General features: G+C 67.4%; 21 protein-coding genes. 7 read left to right on the forward strand and 14 right to left on the reverse strand.

The features are described 5' to 3' along the window. Window positions 1-62: 62 nt before the first annotated feature. The 4 genes from LPB04_RS18405 to paoA are packed head-to-tail and all read right to left on the reverse strand — an operon-like array spanning window position 63 to window position 5,515. A complete protein-coding gene (locus LPB04_RS18405; protein WP_193685945.1) occupies window positions 63-1,673 on the reverse strand; it encodes a TerC family protein in 1,611 nt (536 codons plus the stop codon). A gap of 23 nt (window positions 1,674-1,696) precedes the next feature. After that, window positions 1,697-3,907 (reverse strand): aldehyde oxidoreductase molybdenum-binding subunit PaoC, encoded by a 2,211-nt coding sequence (paoC, locus tag LPB04_RS18410; protein ID WP_193685946.1) that lies wholly within the window; start codon window positions 3,905-3,907, stop codon window positions 1,697-1,699. Between the two features lie 4 nt (window positions 3,908-3,911). After that, window positions 3,912-4,865, reverse strand: coding sequence for an FAD binding domain-containing protein (locus LPB04_RS18415; protein WP_193685947.1), 954 nt, complete (start codon window positions 4,863-4,865; stop codon window positions 3,912-3,914). Next, window positions 4,862-5,515 (reverse strand): aldehyde dehydrogenase iron-sulfur subunit PaoA, encoded by a 654-nt coding sequence (gene paoA, locus LPB04_RS18420; RefSeq protein WP_193689074.1) that lies wholly within the window; start codon window positions 5,513-5,515, stop codon window positions 4,862-4,864. Before paoA ends, LPB04_RS18415 begins: the two co-directional genes overlap by 4 nt. A gap of 273 nt (window positions 5,516-5,788) precedes the next feature. Here paoA and LPB04_RS18425 point away from each other — a divergent pair, with 273 nt between their 5' ends. Then, on the forward strand, window positions 5,789-7,192 hold the full coding sequence (locus LPB04_RS18425; protein WP_193685948.1) for a nucleobase:cation symporter-2 family protein: 1,404 nt from the start codon (window positions 5,789-5,791) through the stop codon (window positions 7,190-7,192). On the opposite strand, the gene LPB04_RS18430 is transcribed toward LPB04_RS18425, so the two are convergent. Beyond that, window positions 7,189-8,148, reverse strand: a complete 960-nt coding sequence (locus LPB04_RS18430) for a 2-hydroxyacid dehydrogenase (RefSeq protein WP_193685949.1) — start codon at window positions 8,146-8,148, stop codon at window positions 7,189-7,191. The two genes, LPB04_RS18425 and LPB04_RS18430, sit on opposite strands and share 4 nt — an antisense overlap. A 39-nt stretch (window positions 8,149-8,187) precedes the next feature. Beyond that, window positions 8,188-9,258, reverse strand: coding sequence for an MBL fold metallo-hydrolase (locus LPB04_RS18435; protein WP_193685950.1), 1,071 nt, complete (start codon window positions 9,256-9,258; stop codon window positions 8,188-8,190). A gap of 139 nt (window positions 9,259-9,397) precedes the next feature. On the opposite strand from LPB04_RS18435, the gene LPB04_RS18440 reads away from it, so the two are divergent. Continuing rightward, window positions 9,398-10,291, forward strand: a complete 894-nt coding sequence (locus LPB04_RS18440) for a LysR family transcriptional regulator (RefSeq protein WP_193689075.1) — start codon at window positions 9,398-9,400, stop codon at window positions 10,289-10,291. Between the two features lie 5 nt (window positions 10,292-10,296). Here the strand turns inward: LPB04_RS18440 and LPB04_RS18445 are convergent, their stop codons facing one another. The 3 genes from LPB04_RS18445 to LPB04_RS18455 form a co-directional block, all read right to left on the reverse strand. After that, window positions 10,297-10,719, reverse strand: coding sequence for a (R)-mandelonitrile lyase (locus LPB04_RS18445; protein WP_193685951.1), 423 nt, complete (start codon window positions 10,717-10,719; stop codon window positions 10,297-10,299). A gap of 11 nt (window positions 10,720-10,730) precedes the next feature. Next, window positions 10,731-11,201, reverse strand: a complete 471-nt coding sequence (locus tag LPB04_RS18450) for a (R)-mandelonitrile lyase (protein ID WP_193685952.1) — start codon at window positions 11,199-11,201, stop codon at window positions 10,731-10,733. A 162-nt stretch (window positions 11,202-11,363) separates the two neighbouring features. After that, window positions 11,364-11,963 (reverse strand): CHRD domain-containing protein, encoded by a 600-nt coding sequence (locus LPB04_RS18455; RefSeq protein ID WP_193685953.1) that lies wholly within the window; start codon window positions 11,961-11,963, stop codon window positions 11,364-11,366. A gap of 272 nt (window positions 11,964-12,235) precedes the next feature. On the opposite strand from LPB04_RS18455, the gene LPB04_RS18460 reads away from it, so the two are divergent. Then, entirely contained in the window at window positions 12,236-13,072 is an 837-nt protein-coding gene (locus tag LPB04_RS18460; protein ID WP_193685954.1) for a universal stress protein, read from the forward strand. Between the two features lie 152 nt (window positions 13,073-13,224). On the opposite strand, the gene LPB04_RS18465 is transcribed toward LPB04_RS18460, so the two are convergent. The 4 genes from LPB04_RS18465 to LPB04_RS18480 are packed head-to-tail and all read right to left on the reverse strand — an operon-like array spanning window position 13,225 to window position 17,754. Continuing rightward, entirely contained in the window at window positions 13,225-14,163 is a 939-nt protein-coding gene (locus LPB04_RS18465) for a 3-hydroxyacyl-CoA dehydrogenase NAD-binding domain-containing protein (RefSeq protein ID WP_193685955.1), read from the reverse strand. 8 nt (window positions 14,164-14,171) lie between these two features. Next, window positions 14,172-14,918 (reverse strand): ABC transporter ATP-binding protein, encoded by a 747-nt coding sequence (locus LPB04_RS18470; RefSeq protein ID WP_193685956.1) that lies wholly within the window; start codon window positions 14,916-14,918, stop codon window positions 14,172-14,174. Continuing rightward, a complete protein-coding gene (locus LPB04_RS18475; RefSeq protein WP_193689076.1) occupies window positions 14,918-16,699 on the reverse strand; it encodes a branched-chain amino acid ABC transporter ATP-binding protein/permease in 1,782 nt (593 codons plus the stop codon). Before LPB04_RS18475 ends, LPB04_RS18470 begins: the two co-directional genes overlap by 1 nt. Continuing rightward, a complete protein-coding gene (locus tag LPB04_RS18480) occupies window positions 16,699-17,754 on the reverse strand; it encodes a branched-chain amino acid ABC transporter permease (protein WP_193685957.1) in 1,056 nt (351 codons plus the stop codon). Before LPB04_RS18480 ends, LPB04_RS18475 begins: the two co-directional genes overlap by 1 nt. Window positions 17,755-18,046: 292 nt before the next feature. Between LPB04_RS18480 and LPB04_RS18485 the strand changes: the two genes are divergently transcribed. From LPB04_RS18485 to LPB04_RS18500, 4 genes are all read left to right on the forward strand, one after another. After that, window positions 18,047-19,213: an ABC transporter substrate-binding protein gene (locus LPB04_RS18485; protein ID WP_193685958.1), complete on the forward strand. Its 1,167-nt coding sequence runs from the start codon at window positions 18,047-18,049 to the stop codon at window positions 19,211-19,213. Between the two features lie 206 nt (window positions 19,214-19,419). Then, a complete protein-coding gene (locus LPB04_RS18490; RefSeq protein ID WP_193685959.1) occupies window positions 19,420-19,650 on the forward strand; it encodes a hypothetical protein in 231 nt (76 codons plus the stop codon). Window positions 19,651-19,839: 189 nt separating this feature from the next. Beyond that, complete coding sequence (locus LPB04_RS18495; protein ID WP_227496472.1) at window positions 19,840-20,589, forward strand: DUF1345 domain-containing protein; 750 nt, start codon at window positions 19,840-19,842, stop codon at window positions 20,587-20,589. Between the two features lie 129 nt (window positions 20,590-20,718). Continuing rightward, window positions 20,719-21,012 carry a hypothetical protein gene (locus tag LPB04_RS18500; RefSeq protein WP_193685960.1) on the forward strand — a complete coding sequence of 98 codons (294 nt, stop codon included), beginning with the start codon at window positions 20,719-20,721 and terminating at the stop codon, window positions 21,010-21,012. A 10-nt stretch (window positions 21,013-21,022) separates the two neighbouring features. On the opposite strand, the gene LPB04_RS18505 is transcribed toward LPB04_RS18500, so the two are convergent. Then, window positions 21,023-23,740, reverse strand: a complete 2,718-nt coding sequence (locus tag LPB04_RS18505) for a bifunctional diguanylate cyclase/phosphodiesterase (protein ID WP_193685961.1) — start codon at window positions 23,738-23,740, stop codon at window positions 21,023-21,025. Window positions 23,741-23,823 lie beyond the last annotated feature (83 nt).

The raw sequence follows: 23,823 nt of genomic DNA on the forward strand, positions 1-23,823 counted from the left end.
CCGGAATAGCTCAGTGTACGGAGTCGTTGCCGGACGGGTAAGCAAAAAGACGGATCGGCGCCTCAGCCGCGTGCCCGCGGCAAGCCCTGGCTGCCTGCCCCGCGGCCGTTTCGCCCTGCGCGAGCAGGCCCGGCAGGCGCTTCGATACGCGTGACCAGCACCGCCGCGATACGCCGGTCCTTCACCTCCGCTACCTCGAAGCGCAAATCGTCGACCACGACCTGCTCGCCCACCGCCGGCAGCGTGCCCAGGCGCTCGAGCATGAAGCCGGCCAGCGAGCTGTAGTCGTCGCTCTCGCTCACCAGGGCATCGGTGCCGAGCTCCTGCTGCACGTAATGCAGGTCGGCGGCGCCGTCGATGCGCCAGCAGTCCGGTCCTTCGCACACCACGGCGGGCTGCTCGTCCTCGTCCGGGAATTCGCCGGCGATCGCTTCCAGGATGTCGATCGGCGTCACCAGGCCCTGCAGGGTCCCGTATTCGTCGGCGATCAGCACTAGCTGGCCGTGCGAGCGCTTCAGCGTGTCCATCACTTTTAAAACGTCGCCCGTCTCGGGCAGGATGATCGGCGTGCGTACGTGCCCGGGATCGATCCGGCCGCCGAGCGCCAGGTCGGCCATCAGGTCGCGCGCGCGCACGACGCCGATGATCTCGTCCAGTTCCCCTTTGCAGACGGGGAAGAAGCTGTGCGGGGTTTCCATGATCTGGCCGCGGATGACGTCCGCCGGGGCATCGATATCGATCCAGGATATGTCCGAGCGGTGGGTCATGATCGAGCGGATCGAGCGCTGCGACAGGCTCAGCACGCCGCTGATCATGTTGCGCTCGGCCGGCTCGAAGGCCTCGGCCACGCTCGTTTCGGGCGGCGCGTCCGGCCCGCCGGCCGCCACCGGCTCGACTTTGCCGCCCAGCATGCGCAAGATGGCGTCGGCCGTGCGCTCGCGCAGCGGCAGCCGGCTTTCTTCTTTCGCGACATTCCGTGAAGCCATTTGATTGAGCGCTTCGATCGCCACCGAAAATCCGATCGCCGCATACAGGTAGCTCTTCGGAATATGGAAGCCGAAACCTTCCGCGATCAGGGACAGGCCGATCATCAGCAGGAAACTCAGGCACAGCACGACCACCGTGGGGTGGGCGTTCACAAAAGCGGTCAGGGTTTTCGAGGCAAACAGCATCACGCCCATCGCCGCCACGACGGCCGCCATCATGACCCAGAGTTCGTCGACCATGCCGACTGCGGTGATGACGGAATCGAGCGAAAACACGGCGTCGAGCGCGATGATCTGGGCCACGACCACGGCGAAGCGCGCGTACTCGACGGGCCCGCTGCGGCGGGCAGTCTTGCCCTCGACCCGTTCATGGAGTTCCATGGTCGCCTTGAACAGCAGGAACAGGCCACCGAGCAGCAGGATCAGGTCGCGCCCCGACAGGTCGAGGCTGCCGAGGCTGAACAGGGGCGCGGTCAGCGTGACGATCCAGGAAATCATCGTCAGCAGGCCGACCCGCATCAGCATCGCCAGCGACAGGCCGAGCAGGCGCGCGCGGTCGCGCTGCCCGGGCGGGAGTTTTTCGGCGAGGATGGCGATGAAGATCAGGTTGTCGATGCCGAGAACGATCTCGAGAACGACGAGGGTAAAGAACCCTATCCAGATGTTCGGATCCAGCAAGCCTTCCATGCCGCGCCCCGCCCGCGCGCCGGCTAGACGTAAGCCGGCAGGGTCGGCAGCAGTTTGTCGAGCGTGATCGGATAATCGCGCACCCGCACCCCGGTCGCGTTGTAGATCGCGTTCGCCACCGCCGCCGCCACGCCGCAGATGCCGAGCTCGCCCACGCCCTTGGCCTTCATCGGCGAACTCATGGGATCGGTTTCGTCGAGGAAGACGACTTCCTGGTGCGGGATGTCGCCGTGCACCGGCACTTCATAGCCGGCCAGGTCGTGGTTGACGAAAAAGCCGATGCGCTTGTCGACCACCAGGTGTTCCATCAGCGCCGCGCCGACGCCCATCGTCATGGCGCCGATGACCTGGCTGCGCGCCGACTTCGGGTTCAGGATGCGCCCGGCCGCGCAGACGGCCAGCATGCGGCGCACGCGCACTTCGCCCGTCGCGGAATCGACGCCGACTTCGACGAAGTGGGCGCCGAAGGTCGATTGCTGGGTTTTCTTTTCCAGGTCGCCGTATTCCATGATGTCTTCGGCCGTGATCACGCCCTCGGGTGCCATCTGCGCCACCTGCGCCAGCGGAATCGAACGGGTGCCGAGGCGGATCGCCCCATCGGCGAACTCGGCCGTTGCCGGATCGAGGCCGGCCCTGGCGGCCACCATCTCGCGCAGCTTCATGCAGGCCGCGTACACGCCCGCGGTGGAACTGTTTCCGCCCCACTGCCCGCCGGATCCGGACGACACCGGGAAATTCGAGTCGCCCAGCAGCACGGACACGCGCCCGATCGGCAGGCCCATCATCTCGGCCGCGGTCTGGGCAATGATCGTATAACTGCCGGTGCCGATATCGGTCATGTCGGTTTCGATGGTGACGCTGCCGTTCTTTTCCAGGCGGGCGCGCGCGGCCGACTTCATGTTCATGTTGTTGCGGAAGGCCGAGGCCACGCCCATGCCGATCAGCCAGCGGCCTTCGCGCCGCTTGCCGGGCTCGGGATTGCGGTTCTTCCAGCCGAAACGCTCCGCGCCCTGGCGCATGCATTCGACGAAGCGGCGCTGGGAAAATTTACGGGCCCGGTTCTCCGGGTCGACCGTGGTGTCGTTGACGATGCGGAAGGTCACCGGGTCCATTTTGAGCTTTTCCGCCATTTCGTCGATCGCGATCTCGAGCGCCATCATGCCCGGCGCCTCGCCCGGAGCGCGCATCGCGTTTGCTTCCGGCAGGTCGAGGGTGGCCAGCTTCAGTTGCGTAAAGCGGTTCGGACCGGCGTAAAGCAGCCGGGTCTGCTGGACCGCCGTTTCCGGCTGACCACCGGGCAGGTCGCCCGACGTGCTTTCGTGGGCGATCGCCGTGATGCGGCCCTCGCGGGTGGCGCCGATGCGGATGCGCTGGATGGTCGCCGGGCGGTGCGTGGTGTTGTTCATCATGATCGCGCGTTGCAGGGCGATTTTCACAGGGCGGCCGGCCGCGCGGGCGCCGAGCGCCGCCATCAGCGCTTCCGAGCGCAGGAACAGCTTGCCGCCGAAGCCGCCGCCGATGAAGGGCGAGACCAGGCGCACGTTTTCCTTCGGGATGCCGAGGGTCTTGGCCAGGTCGCCCTGGCTCCAGGCGATCATCTGGTTCGAAGTCCACAGCGTCAGTTTGTCTCCCTCCCACACCGCCAGCGAGGCATGCGGTTCCATCATCGCGTGCGACTGGTCGGGCGTGGTGTAGGTGGCGTCCAGTTTCACGGGGGCGCTGGCGAAGGCGCCGGCGAAGTCGCCGGTCTTCGTTTCCGGCTTTTCTTCCTTCTTCGGCAGCTTGGCGCTGTTCTTCGCCTGCTTCAGGTCGTATTCGCCCTTTGCCTTCACGTACTCGACCTTGACCAGGCTGGAAGCGGCGCGCGCCTGCTCGAAGGTTTCGGCGACGACCACGGCCACGGCCTGGTGGTAGTGCTGCACTTCGGGCCCGGCCAGCAGCCGCGCGGTGTTGAACTTGCCCTTGCCGATCTTGCCCGCGTTTTCGTAGGTGACGATGGCCAGCACGCCGGGTGCGCGTTTGGCCGCCGCGGTGTCGATCGAGGCGATGCGGCCCTTGGCGACGGCGGCGCCGATCACATAGCCGTAGGCCGGGTTCGGCGCGGCCTCGTGCTGCTCGTAGGCATAGGGCGCGGTGCCGGTGGTCTTGTACGGGCCGTCGATGCGGTCCGTGGGCTTGCCGATGACCTTCAGCTGGTCGATCGGGTTGGTGGTGGCGGGTGTGGTGAATTTCATGCCCTCAGCCTTTCTTTGCGTCGACCAGCACCGATTCCAGCGTGCGCCGGACCAGCGGGACTTTGTATGCGTTTTCGCTCGTCGTTTTCGCGCCGGCGAGCAGGGTGTCGCTTGCCGCGCCGGCGCCGCGCGCCAGGGCCGCGTCCGCCGCCGGCAGGCGCCAGGGTCGATGCGCGACGCCGCCCAGCGCGACCCGGCCGCTGCCGTCCGGCAGCACCACGGCCGCCACCGACACCAGCGCAAAGGCGTACGAGGCCCGGTCGCGCACCTTGCGATAAAAGTGTTTGCCGCCGAGCGGGCGCGGCAGCACGACCGAGGTGATCAGTTCGCCCGACACCAGGGTGTTTTCGATATGCGGGGTATTCCCCGGCAGGCGATAAAAATCGGCGATCGGGATCACGCGGGTGCTGCCGTTGGCGCGTACCGTCTCCACGCCGGCGTCGAGCAGCTGCATGGCCACCGCCATGTCGCTCGGATGGGTGGCGATGCAGGCGTCGCTCTGGCCGACGATCGCGTGGTTGCGCGTGTAGCCGCCGATGGCCGAGCAGCCGCTGCCGGGAACGCGCTTGTTGCACGGCAGGTTCGTGTCGTAGAAATAGGGACAGCGGGTGCGCTGCAGCAGGTTGCCGGCCGTGGTCGCCTTGTTGCGCAGCTGGGCCGAAGCGCCGGCCAGCAGGGCGCGCGCCAGCACCGCATAATCGCGCCGTACGCGCGGGTCGCTGGCAAGGTCGGTATTGCGCACCAGGGCGCCGATGCGCAGCCCGCCGCCCTCGACTGCTTCGATGCGGTCGAGCTTCAGGCCGTTGACGTCGATCAGGTGCGGCGGCGCCTCGATCTCCAGCTTCATCAGGTCGAGCAGGTTGGTGCCGCCGGCGATGAAGCGCGATCCCGGGTGGCGCTCGGCCGCAGCGGCCGCCTCGGCGGGTGTGCGCGCGCGTTCGTAGGTAAATGCCTTCATGCCTTGACTCCTCCCACTTCAGTGATCGCCTCGAGGATGTTGGAGTAGGCCCCGCAACGGCACAGGTTGCCGCTCATGCGCTCGCGGATCTCGTCCACGCTCAGCAAGGGCTTCACGTTGAGGTCGGCGCTGACATGGCTCGGGATGCCTTGGCGGATCTCGTCCAGCACGGACACGGCCGAGCAGATCTGCCCCGGCGTGCAATAGCCGCACTGGTAGCCGTCGTGCTTCACGAAAGCCGCCTGCATCGGGTGCAGTTTGTCCGGCGTGCCGAGGCCCTCGATCGTGGTGATCTCGTCGCCGTCGTGCATGATCGCAAGCGACAGGCAGGAATTGATGCGGCGGCCGTTGACGATGACCGTACAGGCGCCGCACTGGCCCTGGTCGCAGCCCTTCTTGGTGCCGGACAGTTTCAGGTGCTCGCGCAGGGCGTCGAGCAGGGTCGTGCGGGTGTCGACCGTCAGCTCGCGCCGCTGGCCGTTGACGCGCAGCGTGGTTTTCGCCGTGCTCGGCGGCGGATTCACCGGCTGGGCTGCCCCGGCCCCGGGCTGGGCGGTGGCCACGGCGGGAATCGCCGCGCTGGTGGCGGCGGCGGCGCCGGTGATCAGCAAGTCGCGCCGCGACAGTTTCAGGTCGCTCAAGTCGTCCATATCGTCAAACCTTCCGAACTGGGCCGCGTCCTGCGGCCCGCGTGAGTGGTAGGCCAGGCGCGCCGAACGGCGCCTGGCAGGTCGTCCCATCATAAAGAGATTCGCGATAGCGGGCGGCACGGTTGACCGGACCGCACAATGCCGCTTTCGGGTGCGCTGCGCCGGCTCGCCGTGCACCTTAGGGCGTGCGCGCAGCCCCAGGGTGCGCAAAGGCCCTCGCCCGCCTGGCGGGCGCGGCAGGGTAAAATCACGGTTTTGCTCGAGGCCAAGACCATGACCAAACAAGCCCCGCCCGCCACGCCGCCCCTGGGCGGTTCGGAACTGATCCTCGGCCTGGAAGACCGGCCCCGTCCCCTGATCGGCATCCTGGCCGCCCTCCAGCACCTGCTGGCGATCATCGTGCCGATCGTGACGCCGGGCCTGCTGATCTGCCAGGCGCTGGGCGTGTCGGCGCGCGACACCAACCTGATCGTCTCGATGTCGCTGGTCATCTCGGGCATCGCCACCTTCGTGCAATGCCGCCGCTTCGGGCCCTTCGGCGCGGGCCTGTTGATCGTGCAGGGCACGAGCTTCAATTTCGTCGGACCCCTGATCGCCGGCGGCAGCCTGATGGTCAAGGCGGGTACGCCGGTCGAAGGCGTGATGGCGGCGATCTTCGGCGTCGTGGTCGCCGGCTCTTTCGTGGAGATGGGCGTCTCGCGCATCCTGCCTTTCGTGAAACGCATGATCACGCCGCTGGTGACCGGCATCGTGGTCCTGATGATCGGCCTCACCCTGATCAAGGTCGGGCTGATCAGCATGGGCGGCGGTTTCAGCGCGATGCAGAACGGCAGCTTCGCCAATGGCGAAAACCTGCTGCTCTCCGGCGTGGTGCTGGCCCTGATCGTGGCGATCAACCGCGTGCCCGTGGTCTGGGTGCGCAGCTGCGCGATCGTCATCGCCCTCGCCGCCGGCTATGCGCTGGCCGGCGCGATGGGCCGGCTCGATTTCACCGGCATGCACGAGGCGCCCCTGTTCCAGGTGCCGCGCCCCCTGCACTTCGGGCTCGATTTTTCCTGGTCGCTGTTCATTCCGATGATCGTGATCTATCTCGTTACCTCGCTCGAGGCGATCGGCGACGTCACGGCGACCAGCAAGATCTCGCGCGAGCCGGTCGAGGGGCCGCTCTGGATGCGGCGCATCAAGGGCGGTGTGCTGCTCAATGGCGCCAATTCCCTGCTGGCCGGCGTCTTCAATACCTTCCCGAGTTCGATCTTCGCCCAGAACAACGGCGTGATCCAGCTGACCGGCATCGCCAGCCGCCACATCGGCGTGTGGCTGGCGCTGATGCTGGTCGTGCTCGGCCTGTTCCCGGCCGTCGCCGGCGTCATCCAGGCAGTGCCGGAACCGGTGCTCGGTGGCGCGGCCATGGTCATGTTCGGCGCCGTCGCCGCGGCCGGCATCAACATCCTGGCCAGCATCCACCTCGACCGGCGCGCCTTGCTCGTGATTGCGGTGTCGCTGGCACTGGGCCTGGGCGTGTCGCAGGTGCCGGAATTCCTGGCCCACATGCCCCATGCACTGCGCAACGTGCTCGAGTCGGGCGTCGCCACCGGCGGCATCTGTGCCGTGCTGCTGAACTGGTTCCTGCCGGCCAGCCCCGAAGTGGACACGCAAGCGGGCGCAGTGCATCGCTAAGCCGCAGCGCCCGTCACCGGCGTCGGCAGCGGCCTGCCCGCGAAGTGCGCGAGCAGGTTGTCCAGCGCCAGCCGGCCCATCGCCGTGCGGGTCTCGACCGTAAAACTGCCGACGTGGGGCGTCAGCACGGCATTCTCGCATTCGCGCAGCGCGGCCGGCACGCGCGGCTCGTCGGCGAAAACGTCGAGCGCGGCGCCGCCGAGGCGCCCGTCCTGCAGGGCCGCGATCAGCGCCGCTTCGTCGACCAGCGAGCCGCGGGCGATGTTGACCAGGGTGCCGTCCGGGCCGAGGGCCTCGAGCACGGCGCCGTCGATCATCGCGCGCGTGGCCGCACCGCCGGGTGCGCACACGACCAGGTAGTCGCTTCCGGCGGCCAGCGCCAGCAGCGACTCGCTGCGCGGATAGGGCGCATCGGCCGTGCTGCGCTGGTAGTAGCGGATCGCCATGCCGAAGCTTGACAGGCGCGTGGCGACCGCGCGGCCGATCCGTCCGAGGCCGACGATGCCGGCCACCTTGCCGCGCAGGCTGCGGCTCGCGCGCAGGGGGACCTTCGCCTCCCATTCCCCCGCCCGCACATAGCGGTCGAGCTGGGGCAGGCGGCGGCTGGCGGCCAGCAGCAGCGCCACCGCCAGGTCGGCGACGTCCTCGGTCAGGACGTCGGGCGTGTTGGTGACGGCGATGCCGCGCGGCGCCAGCGCAGCGAAATCGACCGCATCGACGCCCACGCCGTGCACGGCGACGATCTCCAGCGCCGGCAGGCGCGCCGCCAGCGCGCCATCAATGCCGGCGACACCGGTGGTGTAGACGCCGCGCACCTTCTGCCCGATGCGCTCGATGAAGGCGGCGCGCTCGGCCAGCGCCACCTGCGCCATGCGGTGGCAGACGAAAGCGCGCTCCAGCGCTTCATCGACTTCGGCTACCCAGCCGGAACCCAGCAACAGTATTTCTGGACGCACCCTGGTCTCCCCTCGTTTCACATGCAAAGAGTATAGGGCCTAGTCGACATCCTGCCACCAGGCCGGGCCGGCGTGCGGCTGCAGGATGGCGAGCGGCTCGCCGATCAGCGGCGTCGCCAGCGGCAGGCCGCGCGCGCCCGCCAGCGCGACGATCCGCTCCATCGGTTCCTGCCAGCGGTGCAGGGCCAGGTCGAAGCTGCCGTTATGGATCGGCACCAGCCAGGCGCCCTTCAGGTCGAGCGCGGCCTGCAGGGTTTCCTCGGGCTGCATGTGGACGTCGGGCCACTGCTTGTCGTAGGCGCCGGTTTCGACCAGGGCCAGATCGAAGGGGCCGTAGCGCTCGCCGATCGCCCTGAAGCCGTCGAAATAGCCGCTGTCTCCGCTGAAGAAGACCCGCAGCTTGCCGGTCGTGATGACCCAGGACGCCCACAGCGTCGCATTCCGGTCATTCAGGCCGCGCCCGGAAAAATGGCGGGCCGGCGTCGCCACGAAACGCACGCCGGCTATCGTGGCCCCCTGCCACCAGTCGAACTCGCGCACCCTGGCCGCATCGACGCCCCAGCCGACCAGGCGCTTGCCCACGCCGAGGGGCGCCAGGAAATGCGCGGTCTTGCCGGCCAGGGCAAGGATGCTGGCGTGGTCGAGGTGGTCGTAATGGTCGTGCGACAGGATCACGGCCTTGATCGGCGGCAGCTCCTCGATGGCGATCGGCGGTGCCGAGAAGCGCCGCGGACCGGCCCACTGCACCGGAGAAGCGCGCTCGGAGAACACCGGATCGGTGAGGTAGAACTCGCCCGCAAGTTTCAGCAGCACGGTCGAATGGCCGAGGCGCATCAGCGTATTGTCGGGCGCATCCAGCAAGGCCTGCCGGGTCAGGCTGCGCACCGGGATCGGGTGCGTGGGGCTTGTCCCTTCCGGCTTGGCGAGCATCGCCGTCCACCACATGCGCGCCTGCTCGCCGAGGCTGTGTTCGCGCATCGGGGTCGGATTGGCAAAGGCCTCGCCCTTGTATTGCGGAGAGACATGTGCCGTGCGCACCGCCGGCTTGAGCGCGCAGGCGCCGACCAGGGCGATCGCCATGAGGACGAGGGTGATGGTGAGAAGACGCATTGGCAGCCGGTTCGATGTTGGTAGCGCCATCTTAACCGGCGTCGTGCGTGTTAATCCGGCCGGGGTTTGCATGCCCTTATGAACGCAGCTCATGAATCGGCTGCTAGAATGAGGACGAATTTTCATGAAGGGAGAGTCCATGGCGCGCGACAACATCAACGACATGCTGGTCTTCTTCGCCGTCGCCCGCGAGCGCAGCTTCACCCGCGCCGCCGCCAAGCTCGGCATGACGCAATCGGCCCTCAGCCACATCGTCCGTTCGCTGGAGGCGCGCCTCGGCGTGCGCCTCTTGAGCCGCACCACGCGCAGCGTCTCGCCCACCGAAGCGGGCGAGCGCCTGCTGCAGAACGTGGCGCCGCGCCTCGAAGAAATCGAGGCCGAGATCGCGGCCGTCAGCGACCTGGGCGGCAAGCCGGCCGGCACGGTACGCATCACCGCCATCGACCATGTGATCGACCAGGTGCTGTGGCCGCGCATCGCGCCCCTGCTGCCGCAGTACCCCGACCTGCACGTCGAGTTCAGCGCCGATTACCGCATCGTCGACATCGCGGCCGAACGCTACGACATCGGCGTGCGCCACGGCGACCAGGTCGACAAGGACATGATCGCCGTGCGCCTGACGCCCGACGTACAAATGCGCATCGTCGGTGCGCCCGCGTATTTCGCGCACCGTCCGGTGCCGGCTTCGCTGGCCGAGCTCATGAAGCACAACTGCATCAACCTGCGCCTGGCCAGCAGCGGCGGCATCTATGCCTGGGAACTGCAGCGCGCGGGCCAGGACATCGAGGCCCGCGTGCGTGGGCAGGTCGTCTTCTCGAACGCCGGCCACATCCTGCAGGGCGCGCTGGCCGGCGCCGGCCTCGGCTTCCTGCCCGACGAACTGGTCGGCGAGCACTTGCGCGCCGGGCGCCTGCTCAGCGTGATGGAGGACTGGTGCCCGCTGTGGCCGGGCCTGCATGCCTATTACCCGAGCCGGCGCAATTCCTCGCGCGCCCTGGCCCTGGTGATCGACGCGATCCGCCACAAGGGCTGAACCGCTTAGTGCTCGTGGGGCTGGTCCGCCAGCGCGCTCAGGTAATCCGCGTCGCCGACCTTCTCCATCCAGACCACGTTCACGCCGTCCAGCGCTTCCTGGACCGCGATGTGCGTCATGGCCGTGGTCGCGGTGGCGCCATGCCAGTGCTTGTGGCCGGGCGGGCACCAGATCACGTCGCCGGCGCGGATCTCGACTTTCGCTTCTCCCTCGCACTGGGTCCAGCCGCAGCCGGCGGTGACGATGAGAGTCTGGCCCAGCGGATGCGTATGCCAGGCCGAGCGCGCGCCCGGTTCGAAGGTGACGCTGGCGCACGAGACCCGGCTGGGTAGCGGCGCCGCGTTGAGCGGGTCGATGCGGACGGTGCCGGTGAACCAGGCCTCGGGGCCCTTGACCGATGGCTGCGAGCCTGCGCGTTTGAGTTCCATGTCTTCTCCTCTTATTCGCCGTACTGCTCGTCGCTGACTTTTTCCATCCATTCGACATTCTTGCCGGCGGCCGTCTCCTGGATCGCGAGATGGGTCATCGCGGTCCCTGGTACCGCGCCATGCCAGTGCTTGACGCCGGGCGGGATCCGGATCACGTCGCCGGGACGGATTTCCTCGATCTTCCCGCCCCAGCGCTGCACGCGGCCGACGCCGGCGGTGACAACCAGGGCCTGGCCCAGCGGATGGCTGTGCCAGGCCGAACGCGCGCCGGGTTCGAAAGTGACGTAGGCGGCACCGGCGCGGGCCGGTTCGGTCGGCGTGAACAGCGGGTCGACGCGCACGCTGCCGGTGAAATTGGCCGCTGGCCCCTGCACCGGGGCTTGCGTCCCGGCGCGGGAAATGCCGATGTCGCCGGCAGGCGCCTGGGCGTGTGCCGCGCAGGCGGCCAGCAAGGCGATAGTGGTCAGGACGGCAGGCTTCATCGGCTTCCTTTCGAAAACCCACTGTAACCCGCCCTCCGATCCATGATAAGACCGGATAAACGACATAGGCCCATGAATGCGCCTCATGAATGCGCGCGCAGCGCGAATGCAGACAGGCCCGCCGGATTTCCCGGCGGGCCTGTCTGCATGGGCAAACCAGGCTTAGCTTGCCGCGGCCGTCACGCGCCGGCGGCGCAGCCCGGCCAGGCCGGCCGCGCCCAGGCCGAACAGCGCCAGGCTGCCCGGTTCCGGCACCTCCGTCAGGAAGCCGCGGATTTCGCCGCGCGGGAAGGCGCTCGTGTGGATGTTCAGGTAGGCGCGGCCAGAGGCAAGTCCCGCCAGGAAGGCCGCCTGGGCGCCGGCCACGTTGCCGCCGTTGTTGTTGACGAAGGCAGGATTCCAGGTCGACAGGTTGGAAAAGTCGAAGGTTTCGGTATAGGTACCCGCGGTGACACCCAGCGGAAATGCCGGGAAGGTCGGCAGCGAGGTCGCCACCCCTGCCGTACCGGCGAACGGCAGCGCCGTGCAGCAATGGATGTGCGAGGCGGTCGTCCCCGCGCTCAGGCCGGAAAAGCTGGCGTTCACGGTCATGGTGCCGAGCACGTCGTCGATGGTGACACGTGCCTGGCCGGTGCCGGACGAATTGTTTTGCGGATCTTCATTCGTGCCGTTCAAGGTTGCCTGGTAGGTGATGATGTCCGCATGCGCCGCGCTGCACAGCAGGAGCAGCGCGGTGGACAAACCGAGAGCAAGACGTTTCATGACGAATCCTCCGAAATGGGTGTCCTACCCGCCGAGCATAAAATATGCCCGTACCGTGGCGCGGGGCGTCGCGGATGTTCCTGGGGCGTCGCCGACTTGAAGTGTAAATACTGCCGACACCAGAAGTATGTCGTCCTGTCATCTAACCGTTCCGCGTGGAATCGGCTGGCGGGCCGGCCAGGGTTTTCGCACGTGCGCCTGACAAGCGGCAGCGCACGGCGTAAACTCGTCCTGGCGGCCACTTGCGCCGAACCGGGACGAAAGGAGACAGCATGTACAAGACAATCGTGGTGCACGTCGACGACAGCGCGGGGATGGAGGCACGGCTGCGGGCGGCGGCAAACCTGGCGAACCTGCACGGCGCCCACCTGGTCGGCAGCGCGGCGACCGGCACCTCATGGTCCTCGTATGCCTTGCTGGTCGGTTCGATGGCGGTGACGCCGATCGAGGAATTCGATGCCATGTGCGTCGAAGCGCGTACCAGCCTGCGCCACTTCGCCGAAGCGGCGCGCCGGCTGGGCGTGGAATCGGTGGAAGAACGCCTGACCGAGGACGAGCACCGCCGCGCCCTGCTGCTGCAGTCGCGCTACGCCGACCTGGTCGTGACCAGCCAGGACACGGGCGCCAGGACGGGTGCCTACGAACGTGTGCGCGGCCTGCCGCAATACGTGGCCATGCACGGCGCACGGCCGGTGCTGGTCGTGCCGCAGGCCTACGGCGGCAAACCGATGGGCGAGCATGTGGTCGTCGGCTGGGACGGCAGCCTGCCGGCCGTCCGCGCCATCCAGGCTGCCCTGCCCCTGCTGGTGCGCGCGGCATCGGTGCGGCTCGCGCTGGTGAACGTCGACGACGAGTCCGGCCTGCATGGCGAAGAGCCCGGCGCCGACATGGCCCTCTATCTCGCGCGCCATGGCGTGCCGGTCGAGGTCGTGCTCGAGAAGACGAATGCCGCGCCCGGCCAGGCGCTGGCCGACATCGCGCAGGCGGGCCACGCCGGCCTGATCGTGGCCGGCGCCTTCGGGCACAGCCGCTACCGCGAACTGGTGCTGGGCGGCGTCACGCGCTACCTGGTCGAGCGCAGCCCGCTGCCGGTGCTGCTTGCGCATTGAGAGGCGTAGGGTGGGCTCTCCGAGCCCACGCGTGACGCCGGCACCGTGTTGGCGGGGCCTTTCTTAAAGCACAGCCAACACCGTTCAACATTCACGCGTGCGCTCGGAGAGCCCGGTGAAGCCGTCATCGAGGCCATTGGCCTCGATGACCCCTACGGCAGCTTGTCCGTCCCCGCCTTGGCCTCGAGCAGCCGGGCCAGCAAGGCGTCGCGCGTCGGCGCCAGCTGGGCGCCGTCTCGCCCGGCCAGGGCCGCCTCGACGCCGGCGGCCAGCTGCAGCTTCAACTCCTCGGTGATGCGCGGCGTGCCGAGGTCGTCCCACCAGCTTTCGATCGGTCCGCCCAGGTGGTCGAGCATGTGGCGGATCCCGCCCTCGCCGCCCGACAGGTGCAGGTTCATGAAGGGCCCCATCAGCGCCCAGCGCAGGCCGGGACCGTAGGCGATCGCGGTATCGACGTCGGCCACGGTCGCCACGCCCTGTTCGACGAGGTGAAAGGCTTCGCGCCAGAGCGCGGCCTGCAGGCGGTTGGCGATATGGCCAGGCACTTCCTTGCGCACGTGGATCGGGCGCTTGCCGATCGCCGCGTAGAAGGCCATGGTGCGTTCGACCGTCTCGGCCGATGTCAGCGCGCCGCCGATCACCTCGACCAGCGGAATCATGTGCGGCGGATTGAAGGGGTGGCCGAGCACGACGCGCTCGGGGTGAAAGCAGGCCTCCTGCACCTTGCTCATCAGGAGGCCCGAGGAGCTCGAGGCCAGGATGACCCGCCCCGGCAGCAGCCCATCCATGTCGCGGAACAGGGCCAGTTTCAGGTCCTCGCGCTCGGGACCGCTCTCCTGCACGAAGTCCACGCCCTGCAGGGCCTGCTCCAGATCGGCGGAGAAGCGCAGCCGGTCCGCAGAAGCGCCCTGGGCCAGCCCCATCTGCTCCAGGATCGGCCAGTGCGCGCGCACCGCCGCGCGCAGTTTGTCTTCCGCACCCGGCATCGGGTCGCTGGCCGAGACGTCGAAACCGCGCGCCAGGAAATAGGCCGCCCAACTGGCGCCGATCACGCCGGTGCCGATCACGCCGATACAGCGGATATCGTTCATATGCTTCCTCAAGCCGATTTCTTGTTCAGCCCCAGATAGGTGTCGATCACCTTCGGGTCGTTCGCCAGTTGCGCAGCCGGCCCTTCCATCACGACCTCGCCGGTCTCCAGCACATAACCGTAGTCGGCCGCCTGCAGCGCCGCGCGCGCGTTCTGCTCGACCAGCAGGATACCGACGCCGGTTTCCTTCAAGCGCACGATGACGCGGAAGATCTCCTTGACGATCAGGGGCGCGAGACCCAGGCTGGGCTCGTCCAGCATCAGCAGCGTTGGCCTGGCCATCAGCGCGCGGCCGAGGGCCACCATCTGGCGCTCGCCGCCGGACATCGTGCCCGCCGCCTGCATGCGCCGCTCGCGCAGGCGCGGGAACAGTTCATAGACCGATTCCAGCGTCGCCGCGTAGTCCTTCTCGCGCCGCCTGTAGCGGGTGTAGGCGCCCAGCAGCAGGTTGTCCTCCACGCTCATGGTGGTGAACAGGTCGCGGCTTTCCGGCACCAGGCTCATGCCCTGCGCGACGCGCTGCTCCACCGGATAGCTGCCCACGTCCGCGCCGCGCAGCAGCACCGCGCCGCGGGTCGAGGCATTCGCCACCTGCGCGCCGGCGATGGCATTCAACATGGTCGATTTACCTGCGCCGTTGGGGCCGATGACGGTCACGATCTGGCCGGCCCCGACCCGGATGTTCAGGCCGTGCAGGGCTTCGACCTTGCCGTAGGCGACGTGCAGGTCGTTCACTTGAAGGATGGACGTCGTCATCAGTCGATCCCTCCCAGATAAGCTTCCAGCACGGCCGGATCCTGCTGCACCTCGGTGGGCAGGCCCTGGGCGATTTTGGTACCGAATTCCATGACGACCAGGCGGTCGGTCAGGTTCATGACGAAGTCCATGTCGTGCTCCACCAGCAAGATGCTCATGCCCTCGCCTTTCAGTTTTTTCAGCAGGCTTGCCAACGCCTCCTTCTCCTTGTAGCGCAGGCCGGCCGCCGGCTCGTCGAGCAGCAGCAGGGCCGGGTCGCAACAGAGCGCCCGCGCGATCTCGAGGATGCGCTGCTGGCCCAGGGCCAGGTTGCCCGCCTGCTCGTACAGCATGCCGCCCAGCCCGACCCGTTCCAGCTGGCGCCGCGCTTCGAACAGCAGTGCCGTCTCCTCGCCGCGGTCCAGGGCCAGCGCGCTCGAGAGCACGCCATGCCGCGCGCGCAGGTGGGCGCCAATCGCCACGTTTTCGAGCACCGTCATTTCCGGCAGCAGGTGCACGTGCTGGAAGGTGCGCCCGATCCCGAGTTTCACGATCTCGCGCGAGGGCAGCGAATCGATGCGGCGCAGGGTGTCGCCCACGCGCAGCGAGATCGCGCCGGACGTCACCGGCAGCACGCCGGTCACGAGGTTGAACATGGTCGACTTGCCGGCGCCGTTCGGGCCGATCAGGCCGACGATCTCGCCGCTGTCGACTGCAAAGGCCATGTCGTTGACGGCCACCAGCCCGCCGAACTGTTTACGGGCCTTGTCGATCACCAGCAGCGGCTGGCCCGCTTGCGGCCTGGCCCGCAGCGGCAAGGCGGCGGCGGAATCCGGCGCCACCGCTTCCGGGCGGTGCGGCAGCCAGCGCGCGATGAAGGGCCAGATGCCGTTTCTCGCGTGCTGGAGCAGGATCACCATCAGGATGCCGAAGACGATGATCTCGAAATTGCCCGTCGAGCCGAGCAGGCCCGGGAGGATGCTTTGCAGCTGGTCCTTCAGCACCGTCAGCACGGCCGCGCCGAGGATGGCGCCCCAGAGGTAACCGGCGCCGCCGATCACGGCCATGAACAGGTATTCGATGCCCGAATTCAGGCCGAAGGGCGACGGATTCACGGCGCGCTGCAGGTGGGCGTAGAGCCAGCCCGAGACGCAGGCCAGCAGGGCCGCGATGACGAAGATGCGGATCTTCATCGCCGCCGTGTTGACGCCCATCGCTTCCGCCATCAGGCCGCCGCCCTTCAGGGCCCGGATCGCGCGGCCCGAGCGCGAATTGAGCAGGTTGCGCAGCAGGGCGACGGCGCCGAGCAGGATTGCCCAGATCAGGAAGAACATGCTGTTGCCGGAGCCGAGATCGAGGCCCAGCAGCTTCAGCGAGGGGATGCCGCCGATGCCGTCGTACTTGCCGAGGAATTCCAGGTTCCCGAACAGGAAGTACAGCGACAGGCCCCAGGCGATCGTGCCCAGCGGAAGATAGTGTCCGGACAGGCGCAGCATGATGGCGCCGATGAAGAGCGCGCTGGCCGCGGTGACGACCAGGCCGACCGCCAGCCCCAGCCAGGGCGAGAGGCCGTGCGCGGTCGACAGGTAGGCCGTGGCATAGGCGCCGAGGCCGACGAAGGCGGCCTGGCCGAAGGAGGTCAGGCCGCCGACGCCGGTCAGCAGCACCAGGCCGAGGGCGACGATGGCGTACAGGCCGATATAGTTGGCCAGGGTGATCCAGTAGGCCGGCAGCGGCAGCAGGCCGAAGACCAGGGCCGCGAGGGCGAGCAAAGTCAGGGGATGGCGGGTGATGGCGTTCATCATGCTTCGCCCTCCTCGACCTGCGGATGGACGATCGAGCGCCACAGCAGCACCGGGATGATCAGGGTGAACACGATGACTTCCTTGTAGGCGCTGGCATAGAACGAGGAATAGGCTTCCAGCAGGCCGACCATCAGGGCGCCGCCGGCCGCCAGCGGATAGCTGGCCAGGCCGCCGATGATGGCGCCCACGAAGCCTTTCAGGCCCATCAGGAAGCCGCTGTCGTAATAGATCGTGGTGATCGGTGCGATCAGCACGCCGCACAGGGTGCCGATGCTCGACGCCAGCAGGAAGGCGAGGCGTCCCGCCTGCGTGGTGCCGATGCCGACCAGGCGCGCACCGCGGCGGTTGACGGCGGTCGCGCGCAGGGCCTTGCCCAAGAGCGTGCGGTCGAAGTACAGGTACAGCGCGCCGATCAGCAGCAGCGCGGTAACGATCACGACGATGCTCTGGCCGGAGATGGTGAGCGAGCCGACGCTGAAGGACGCGGCGCTGAAGGCGGCGGTGCGCGAACCCTCGGCACCGAAGATGACCAGCCCGATGCCGAGCAGGACCAGGTGCACGGCCACCGCCACGATCAGCAGCACCAGCACCGGGCTTTCCGCCAGCGGCTGGAAAGCCAGGCGGTAGATCATCGGACCCATCGGCGCGACGATGGCGAAGGTGAGCAGCAGTTGCGCAAGCATCGGCCAGGACGCGCCTTCGGCCGAGCGCGCCGCGAAGAACACGGCCAGCGGATAGAGCACGAATCTGGCGAAGGCCAGGCCGAGGGCGCGCGGGCGGTCGACCTGCCCCGCGGCGCTGCGCAGCAGGCCCCAGGCTTCCTGCAGGAAGGCGGCCAGGCCCAGCACCAGCATCAGCGCGGCGCTGTGCGGCACCTTGCCGGCCTGGAGCGCCGCCATGGTGAGGGCGCCGAAAGCGAGGAACTCGCCGATGGGGATGAAGATCACGCGCGTGATCGAGAACACCAGTACCAGTGCCAGCGCCAGCAGCACATACACTGCCCCGCTGGCGATGCCGTCCTGGGTGAGGATGGCGAAAATCGTTAAATCCATACCGCTGCCCGGGGCATGCCGATGTGCGTCGGCGGCGTGAAGCGTCTCCTCATCATGCCGCCCATCGACACCGCCCGTATGGCCCTCCTTGTCGAATGTCGTTATTTGGCCAGGTGTGGATGTGCTCTTGCGGCCCGTTTTCAGATGCCGCGGCGAGCATTTTTCCATCCACCATGGTTAAATGATATGCGAAAACTGTTGAGGAACCGACATTTTTTCCTGCGGCTCGGCCTATACTATCGTCCAGGGCCGCCCCGCCGCGGCGACTTTTCAAAATAATCAGGAGACAGGCATGACCCGCATTCCCCGCCTCACCACCATCGCCTCCGGCGTGCTCGCCCTCGCCGCCCTGGGCGCCTCGTTCAGCGCCCACGCCCAGATCAAGGTCGGCGTCTCGATCTCGACCACCGGCCCCGCCGCGTCGCTCGGCATCCCGGAAAAGAACACGATCGGCCTGCTGCCGGCCGAGATCGCCGGCCAGAAGGTGCAATACATCGTGCTGGACGACGCCTCGGACGCGACCCAGGCGGTGAAGAACGCGCGCAAGCTGGTCTCGGAAGACAAGGTCGACCTCCTGATCGGCTCCTCGATCACCCCGACCTCGCTGGCCATGCTGGAAGTGGCGGCCGAAACCGAGACCCCGATGATCTCGATCGCCGGCGCCGCCCGCATCGTCGAACCGATGGACGCCAAGCGGCGCTGGGTCTTCAAGACCACCCAGCACGACGGCCAGATGGCCAATGCGATCGCCACGCACATGTCGAACAACGGCGTCAAAACCATGGGCTTCATCGGCTTCTCCGACGCCTACGGCGAAGGCTGGTACGGCGAGGCGACGAAATACGCGCCGGCCCGCAAGATCAACGTCGTCGCCAACGAGCGCTTCGCCCGCACCGACACCTCGGTCACCGGCCAGGTCCTCAAGCTGATGGCGGCCAATCCGGACGCGATCCTGATTGCCGGCTCCGGTACCCCGGCCGCGCTGCCGCAGAAGGCGCTGCGCGAGCGCGGCTACAAGGGCAAGATCTACCAGACCCACGGCGTGGCCAACAGCGACTTCCTGCGCGTCTGCGGCGCCGATTGCGAAGGCACCTTCGTGCCGGTCGGCCCGGTGCTGGTGGCGAACCAGCTGCCGGATTCGAACCCGGTCAAGAAGAGCGCCCTCGCCTATTCCACCAAGTACGCGGCCGCGTTCGGCAAGGACAGCGTCTCGACCTTCGGCGGCCACGCCTGGGACGCCTCGCTGCTGCTGGCGGAAGCGGCCAGGACCGCGCTGCCGAAGGGCAAACCGGGCACCAAGGAATTCCGCGCGGCCCTGCGCGATTCGCTCGAAGGCATCAAGAACCTGCCTGCCTCGCACGGCATCTTCAACATGAGCCCGACCAACCACCAGGGCCTGGACCAGCGCTCGCAGGTGATGGTCAAGATCGAAAAGGGTGCGTGGAAGTATGTGCCTTAATTCTTGCGTGGCCCGGGCGTAAGCTGGCCGCAGCCCGGGCGCTGCCCGGAACAGGAAACGCGGCATTCAGGTGCCGCGCCTTTGCAGCAGAATCTGTCGCCGAAGGAAATTTTTGCAAATCGCGTCAACAAGAGCGTGCCTGTCCGCGTTTCTGGAGCAGGTGACACGACGTGACACTCGAACCCGAAACCCAAGGACCCTTCATCATGAAAAAAGCCATCGCAACCCTGATCGTCAGTCTGTTCGCCACCGCAGCCTTTGCCCAGACTCCCGCCGCGGACACGCAAGAAACCCAGGGCACCGCCACGGTCGCCAAGACCCACGTCAAGGTCGCCAAGAAACGCGTCAAGCACACGATGCACAAGGCGCGCCATCCGCTGGCAAAGAGCGTAGTGGCCAAAAAAACGAAGCACGCGGCCGCCACTACCCAGCCTTGAATCACCGGCGCTCGCCTGCCATCAAGCCGGCATGACTGAACTACCCGCACGCGGCGCCTGAGGCCGCGTGACCGGTTCAGTCATGCCGGCTTTCTTGTTCCGCAATCAGGGCGATCACACGCTGCACGCATCCCCCGCCGGCACCTGCAGAGCTCCACGCGCAGCACGACAGTCACCTGGCCGAGGAGGATGAGCGCTGCCTCGGCGCGGCCGGCGGCCGGCAAATGCTTCTACCGCGCGCATACCATTTCCCTGATCGTCCTGCCCATGTCCACCGCCTACTTTCGCAATCGTCACCGGCTGTTTCATTCCCATCCACGCCTGACGGGCGCCTTCGCGACAGGCGTCATCGCGGGGGCGCTGCTTCCTCATGCCTGGGGACTGTCGTTCAGGTGCCTGGTCGGCTGGAATATCGCCGTCTGGCTGTATCTGGGCATGACCAGCTGGGTGGTGCTGCGCGGCGACCCGCGCCGGATTACCAAACTGGCGGAACAGGAGGAAGGCAATGCGGTCTTCGCGCTGTCGGTCACGTCGATCGGGGCAATGATCAGTCTTGCTGCGATCGTCATCGAGCTGGCCTCGGCGAAGAACATGAACGGACACCAGAGAATGACCCATTACTGGCTGACCGGCGCGACGGTGCTCGGCTCGTGGCTGCTCGTTTCGGTGGTCTACAGCTTTCACTACGCGCATCTCTACTATCGTTCGCATACGGGCACCAAGCCGCTTCGATTTCCTGACGAAACATTGGACGCCGGCTATTGGGACTTTCTGTATTTCTCGTTCACGATTGCCGTGGCGGCGCAGACCTCCGATGTCAGCATCCATTCGACGCTTGCCCGCAAGGCGGTGCTCGCGCAATCGGTGCTGGCCTTCTTCTTCAATGCCGCGATCATCGGCATGTCGATCAATATTGCCGCCGGCCTGGTCGGCAGCTAGCGCCGGCCCGCGCCTTTTTCGTCCGCCGATTCAGCCCGCAAGCGACTTTCTTCGATTCCCTCTTGCGTTCGGTCCTTGACGACCCATCTAGGGCACACGGGAAGGTCCCGCGCGACGGAGGAGAACGCATTGAAACGCATCTTTGCACTGTGGCGCGTGGTCGCCAGCCAGGACCTGCGCGTGCTATGGTTCGCGATCCGGCATGAGAAACGTCCCGGATGGCTGCTGCCCGGACTGGCTGGCCTGGCGCTGTTCGCTGTCGAGCCGCTGAATTTCGCCTTGCCCGTGATCGGCGTCGTCGACGAGTTCGTGCTGGTGCCGCTCATCCTGCATGGCATGGTGAAGATGTTGCCCGCGCACGTCCTGGAAGGTTTTGCGCGCAGTTACGCCGGACGCATGCGCCGCCGTCGCTTCACATCCTGACGCGCCTGCCTCAAGGCGATTCAGACCGGGGAACCGGCGCAAGACGCCGCGTTCCGGCCCGGCAAGCCGCAAGAAACTGCGTAACGAAGTGATCGGGGCTGACGGGCGGCGACAGCAGGAATCCCTGCATCTCCTGGCAACCTTCGGCCCGCAGGAATTCCAGCTGCTCCTGGGTTTCGACCCCTTCGGCGATGACTTCGAGCTTCAGGTTGGCCGCCATCGCCAGGATCGCGCGCACGATGGCGCAATCGTCGGCGTTGTGCGGGATGTCGCGCACGAAGCTCTGGTCGATCTTCAGGCGGTCGACCGGCATCTGCTTCAGGTAGGACAGCGACGAGTAGCCGGTGCCGAAGTCGTCCACGGCCAGCTCGACGCCCATGGCCTTGAGCTGATGGAGCTTGTCGAGCGCGTCGAGGATGTCGGAGACGACGGCGCCTTCGGTGATCTCCAGCTCGAGCAGATGCGCCGGCAGGCCGGATACGGCGAGCGCGTGCCTGACCTGGTCGGCGAAATCCGCCTGGTGCAGCTGGACCACGGAGACGTTGACGGCCATGCGCAGGTGCAGCCCGGCCGCGCGCCAGTCAGCCGCCTGGCAGCAAGCCGCCGTCAGCACCCAATTGCCGAGGCCGACGATGAAGCCGCTTTCCTCGGCCATGCGGATGAACTCCTGGGGCGGCACCATGCCCACGCCGGGCCGGTTCCAGCGCAGCAGCGCTTCGGCGCCGACAATGCCGCCGTCCGCCAGCGAGCGCTGGGGCTGATATTCCAGGCGGAACTCTTCGTGTTCGATGGCATGCCGCAGGGCGGTTTCCATGTCCAGCCGGTGTTCGACCTGGCGCGCCATCGAGCTGTCGAAGAATTGCCAGCCGTTGCGCCCGGCTGCCTTGACCCGGTACAGGGCGGTGTCGGCATTGCGCATCAGGGTCTGGCAATCGCGCCCATCCTGGGGCGACAGGGCAAGGCCCATGCTGACGGTGAGATACAGCTTGCGCCCGTCGATCGGGATCGCCCGCTCGAGCGCGGCCTGGATCCGTTCGGCGAGCTGTTCCACCTTCAGCCCGACGCGGTCTACATCCTCGACGACGATGGCGAATTCGTCTTCGCCCATCCGGGCCAGCATGTCGCCCGGATCGAGGCAGTCCTTCAGCCGCTGCGCGACGTGAACCAGCACCTCGTCGCCCAGGTCGTGGCTGAGGCTATTGTTGACGGTACTGAAGTTGTCGACGTCGACCAGGACCACCGCCGTCACCGAGCGGTTGTGCCGGGCCAGCACCAGGGCGTGTTCGAGATGGTCGGCCAGGGCGCGCCGGCTCGGCAGCCGGGTCAGGGGATCGACGTGGATCGCCTCGAACAGCTGCAGCTCGGATTCCTTGTGGGCCGTGATGTCGGTCGTGACCCCGCGCACGTGCAGTCCTCCTGCGGGACTGTCGGCCAACATGATATTGCTCCGAAGCCAAATGTCCCTGCCGTCCGGCGCCAGGATGTGGTGCTCGATCGGCTTCATGAGCCGCGGGCCGCCGAGGTTCAGCATGGGCTCGGACCGCTTGCCGTCGGGCGTGGTACACAGGCGCTCGCGCCAGAACTGCGGCTCCGCCATCCATTGTTCGGCCGGATAACCGGAAATGGCGGCGGCGTTGCCGCTGACGTAAGTGAAGCGGAAATCCGGCAGCGCCGCCTCCCACACGATGCCGTCGATGCCGTCGACCAGTTCCTGGAAACGGCGGCGCGCGGTGTCCAGCTCCTGGTTGCGCCTGGCCAGGCCGCCCTGGACCGCTTCGAGGTCGGCCAGCCGCAGCCACAGGAAGCGCAGCAGGGCCAGCAGCATCACCGTCGACAGCGCGCCGAGGCCGGCGAACTGCAGGCTGCGCGTCACCCAGGGTTGCAGCACTTCGTCGCGCCCGATGCTGGCTACCGCGACGATCGGCGACTGCGCCAGGCTCGCATAGCCGACCACGCGCGCGGAGCCGTCGATGGTGCTGCGCTCGGTTTCGTAGACGCCGACGGGCGCATGGCCGAGCACGCGGAAGGGCCAGGTGCTGGCCAGGTTGCGGTCCATCACGCCGGCGGACAGCGGCGTTTCCGTGATGACCCAGCCGTCGCGCCGTACCAGGACCAGGCGGCTGCTCTCGCCGAGGCGCAGGCTGCGGTAGAAGCGGTCGAAGTAGGCCATGTCGACCCCGAAGTTGACGATCATCTTCAGGGAGCCGTCCGGATTGTCGATCCGGCGTGCCACCGGGACCACCCACCTGGCGTTGGAACGCGACCGGACCGAACGCGACAGGTACATGCCGCGCTCGCGGTGCGTGCTCAGCCAGGCGTAGTAATCGCGGTCGCGTCCATCGGCCGGAACGGATGGGTAGGCGTAGGCGCTGGCGCGTATCTCGCCGTCGGGCGCCATGACGCCGGCGCTGCCGGCCAATGGGGAATCGCCGCCGGCCGCGACCAGGATGTCGTGCAGCGCGCGCTCGTCCGCCGGCACGGGCGCCAGGCCGCGCCGCTCGATCTCGGCCATCGCCACGCGCAGCCGGGTATCGGCCTCGCCGAAAGTGCGCATCGCATGCTCGTGCAGCGTGGCGGCGATGTTGCGCATGTCCGACTCGGCCTGTGTGATGGTCGAGCGGTAATCCTGCACGATGGCTGTCCCTGCCGACACGGCGTACAGTCCCGGCAGGGCAATCGAGAGCGCGATCAGGCCACGTCGCAGCTTGCGAGCAGAACGCAGCACCATGTTGACTTCCCCCGGACAGGGTTGTAGGGGAATTCATCATACATCCAGTCTCTGGCGCTTCACATGCCTGTTCGGCTTGGAAA

Origin of the sequence: Massilia litorea (genome assembly GCF_015101885.1) — a bacterium.
GTDB lineage: Bacteria > Pseudomonadota > Gammaproteobacteria > Burkholderiales > Burkholderiaceae_D > Telluria > Telluria litorea.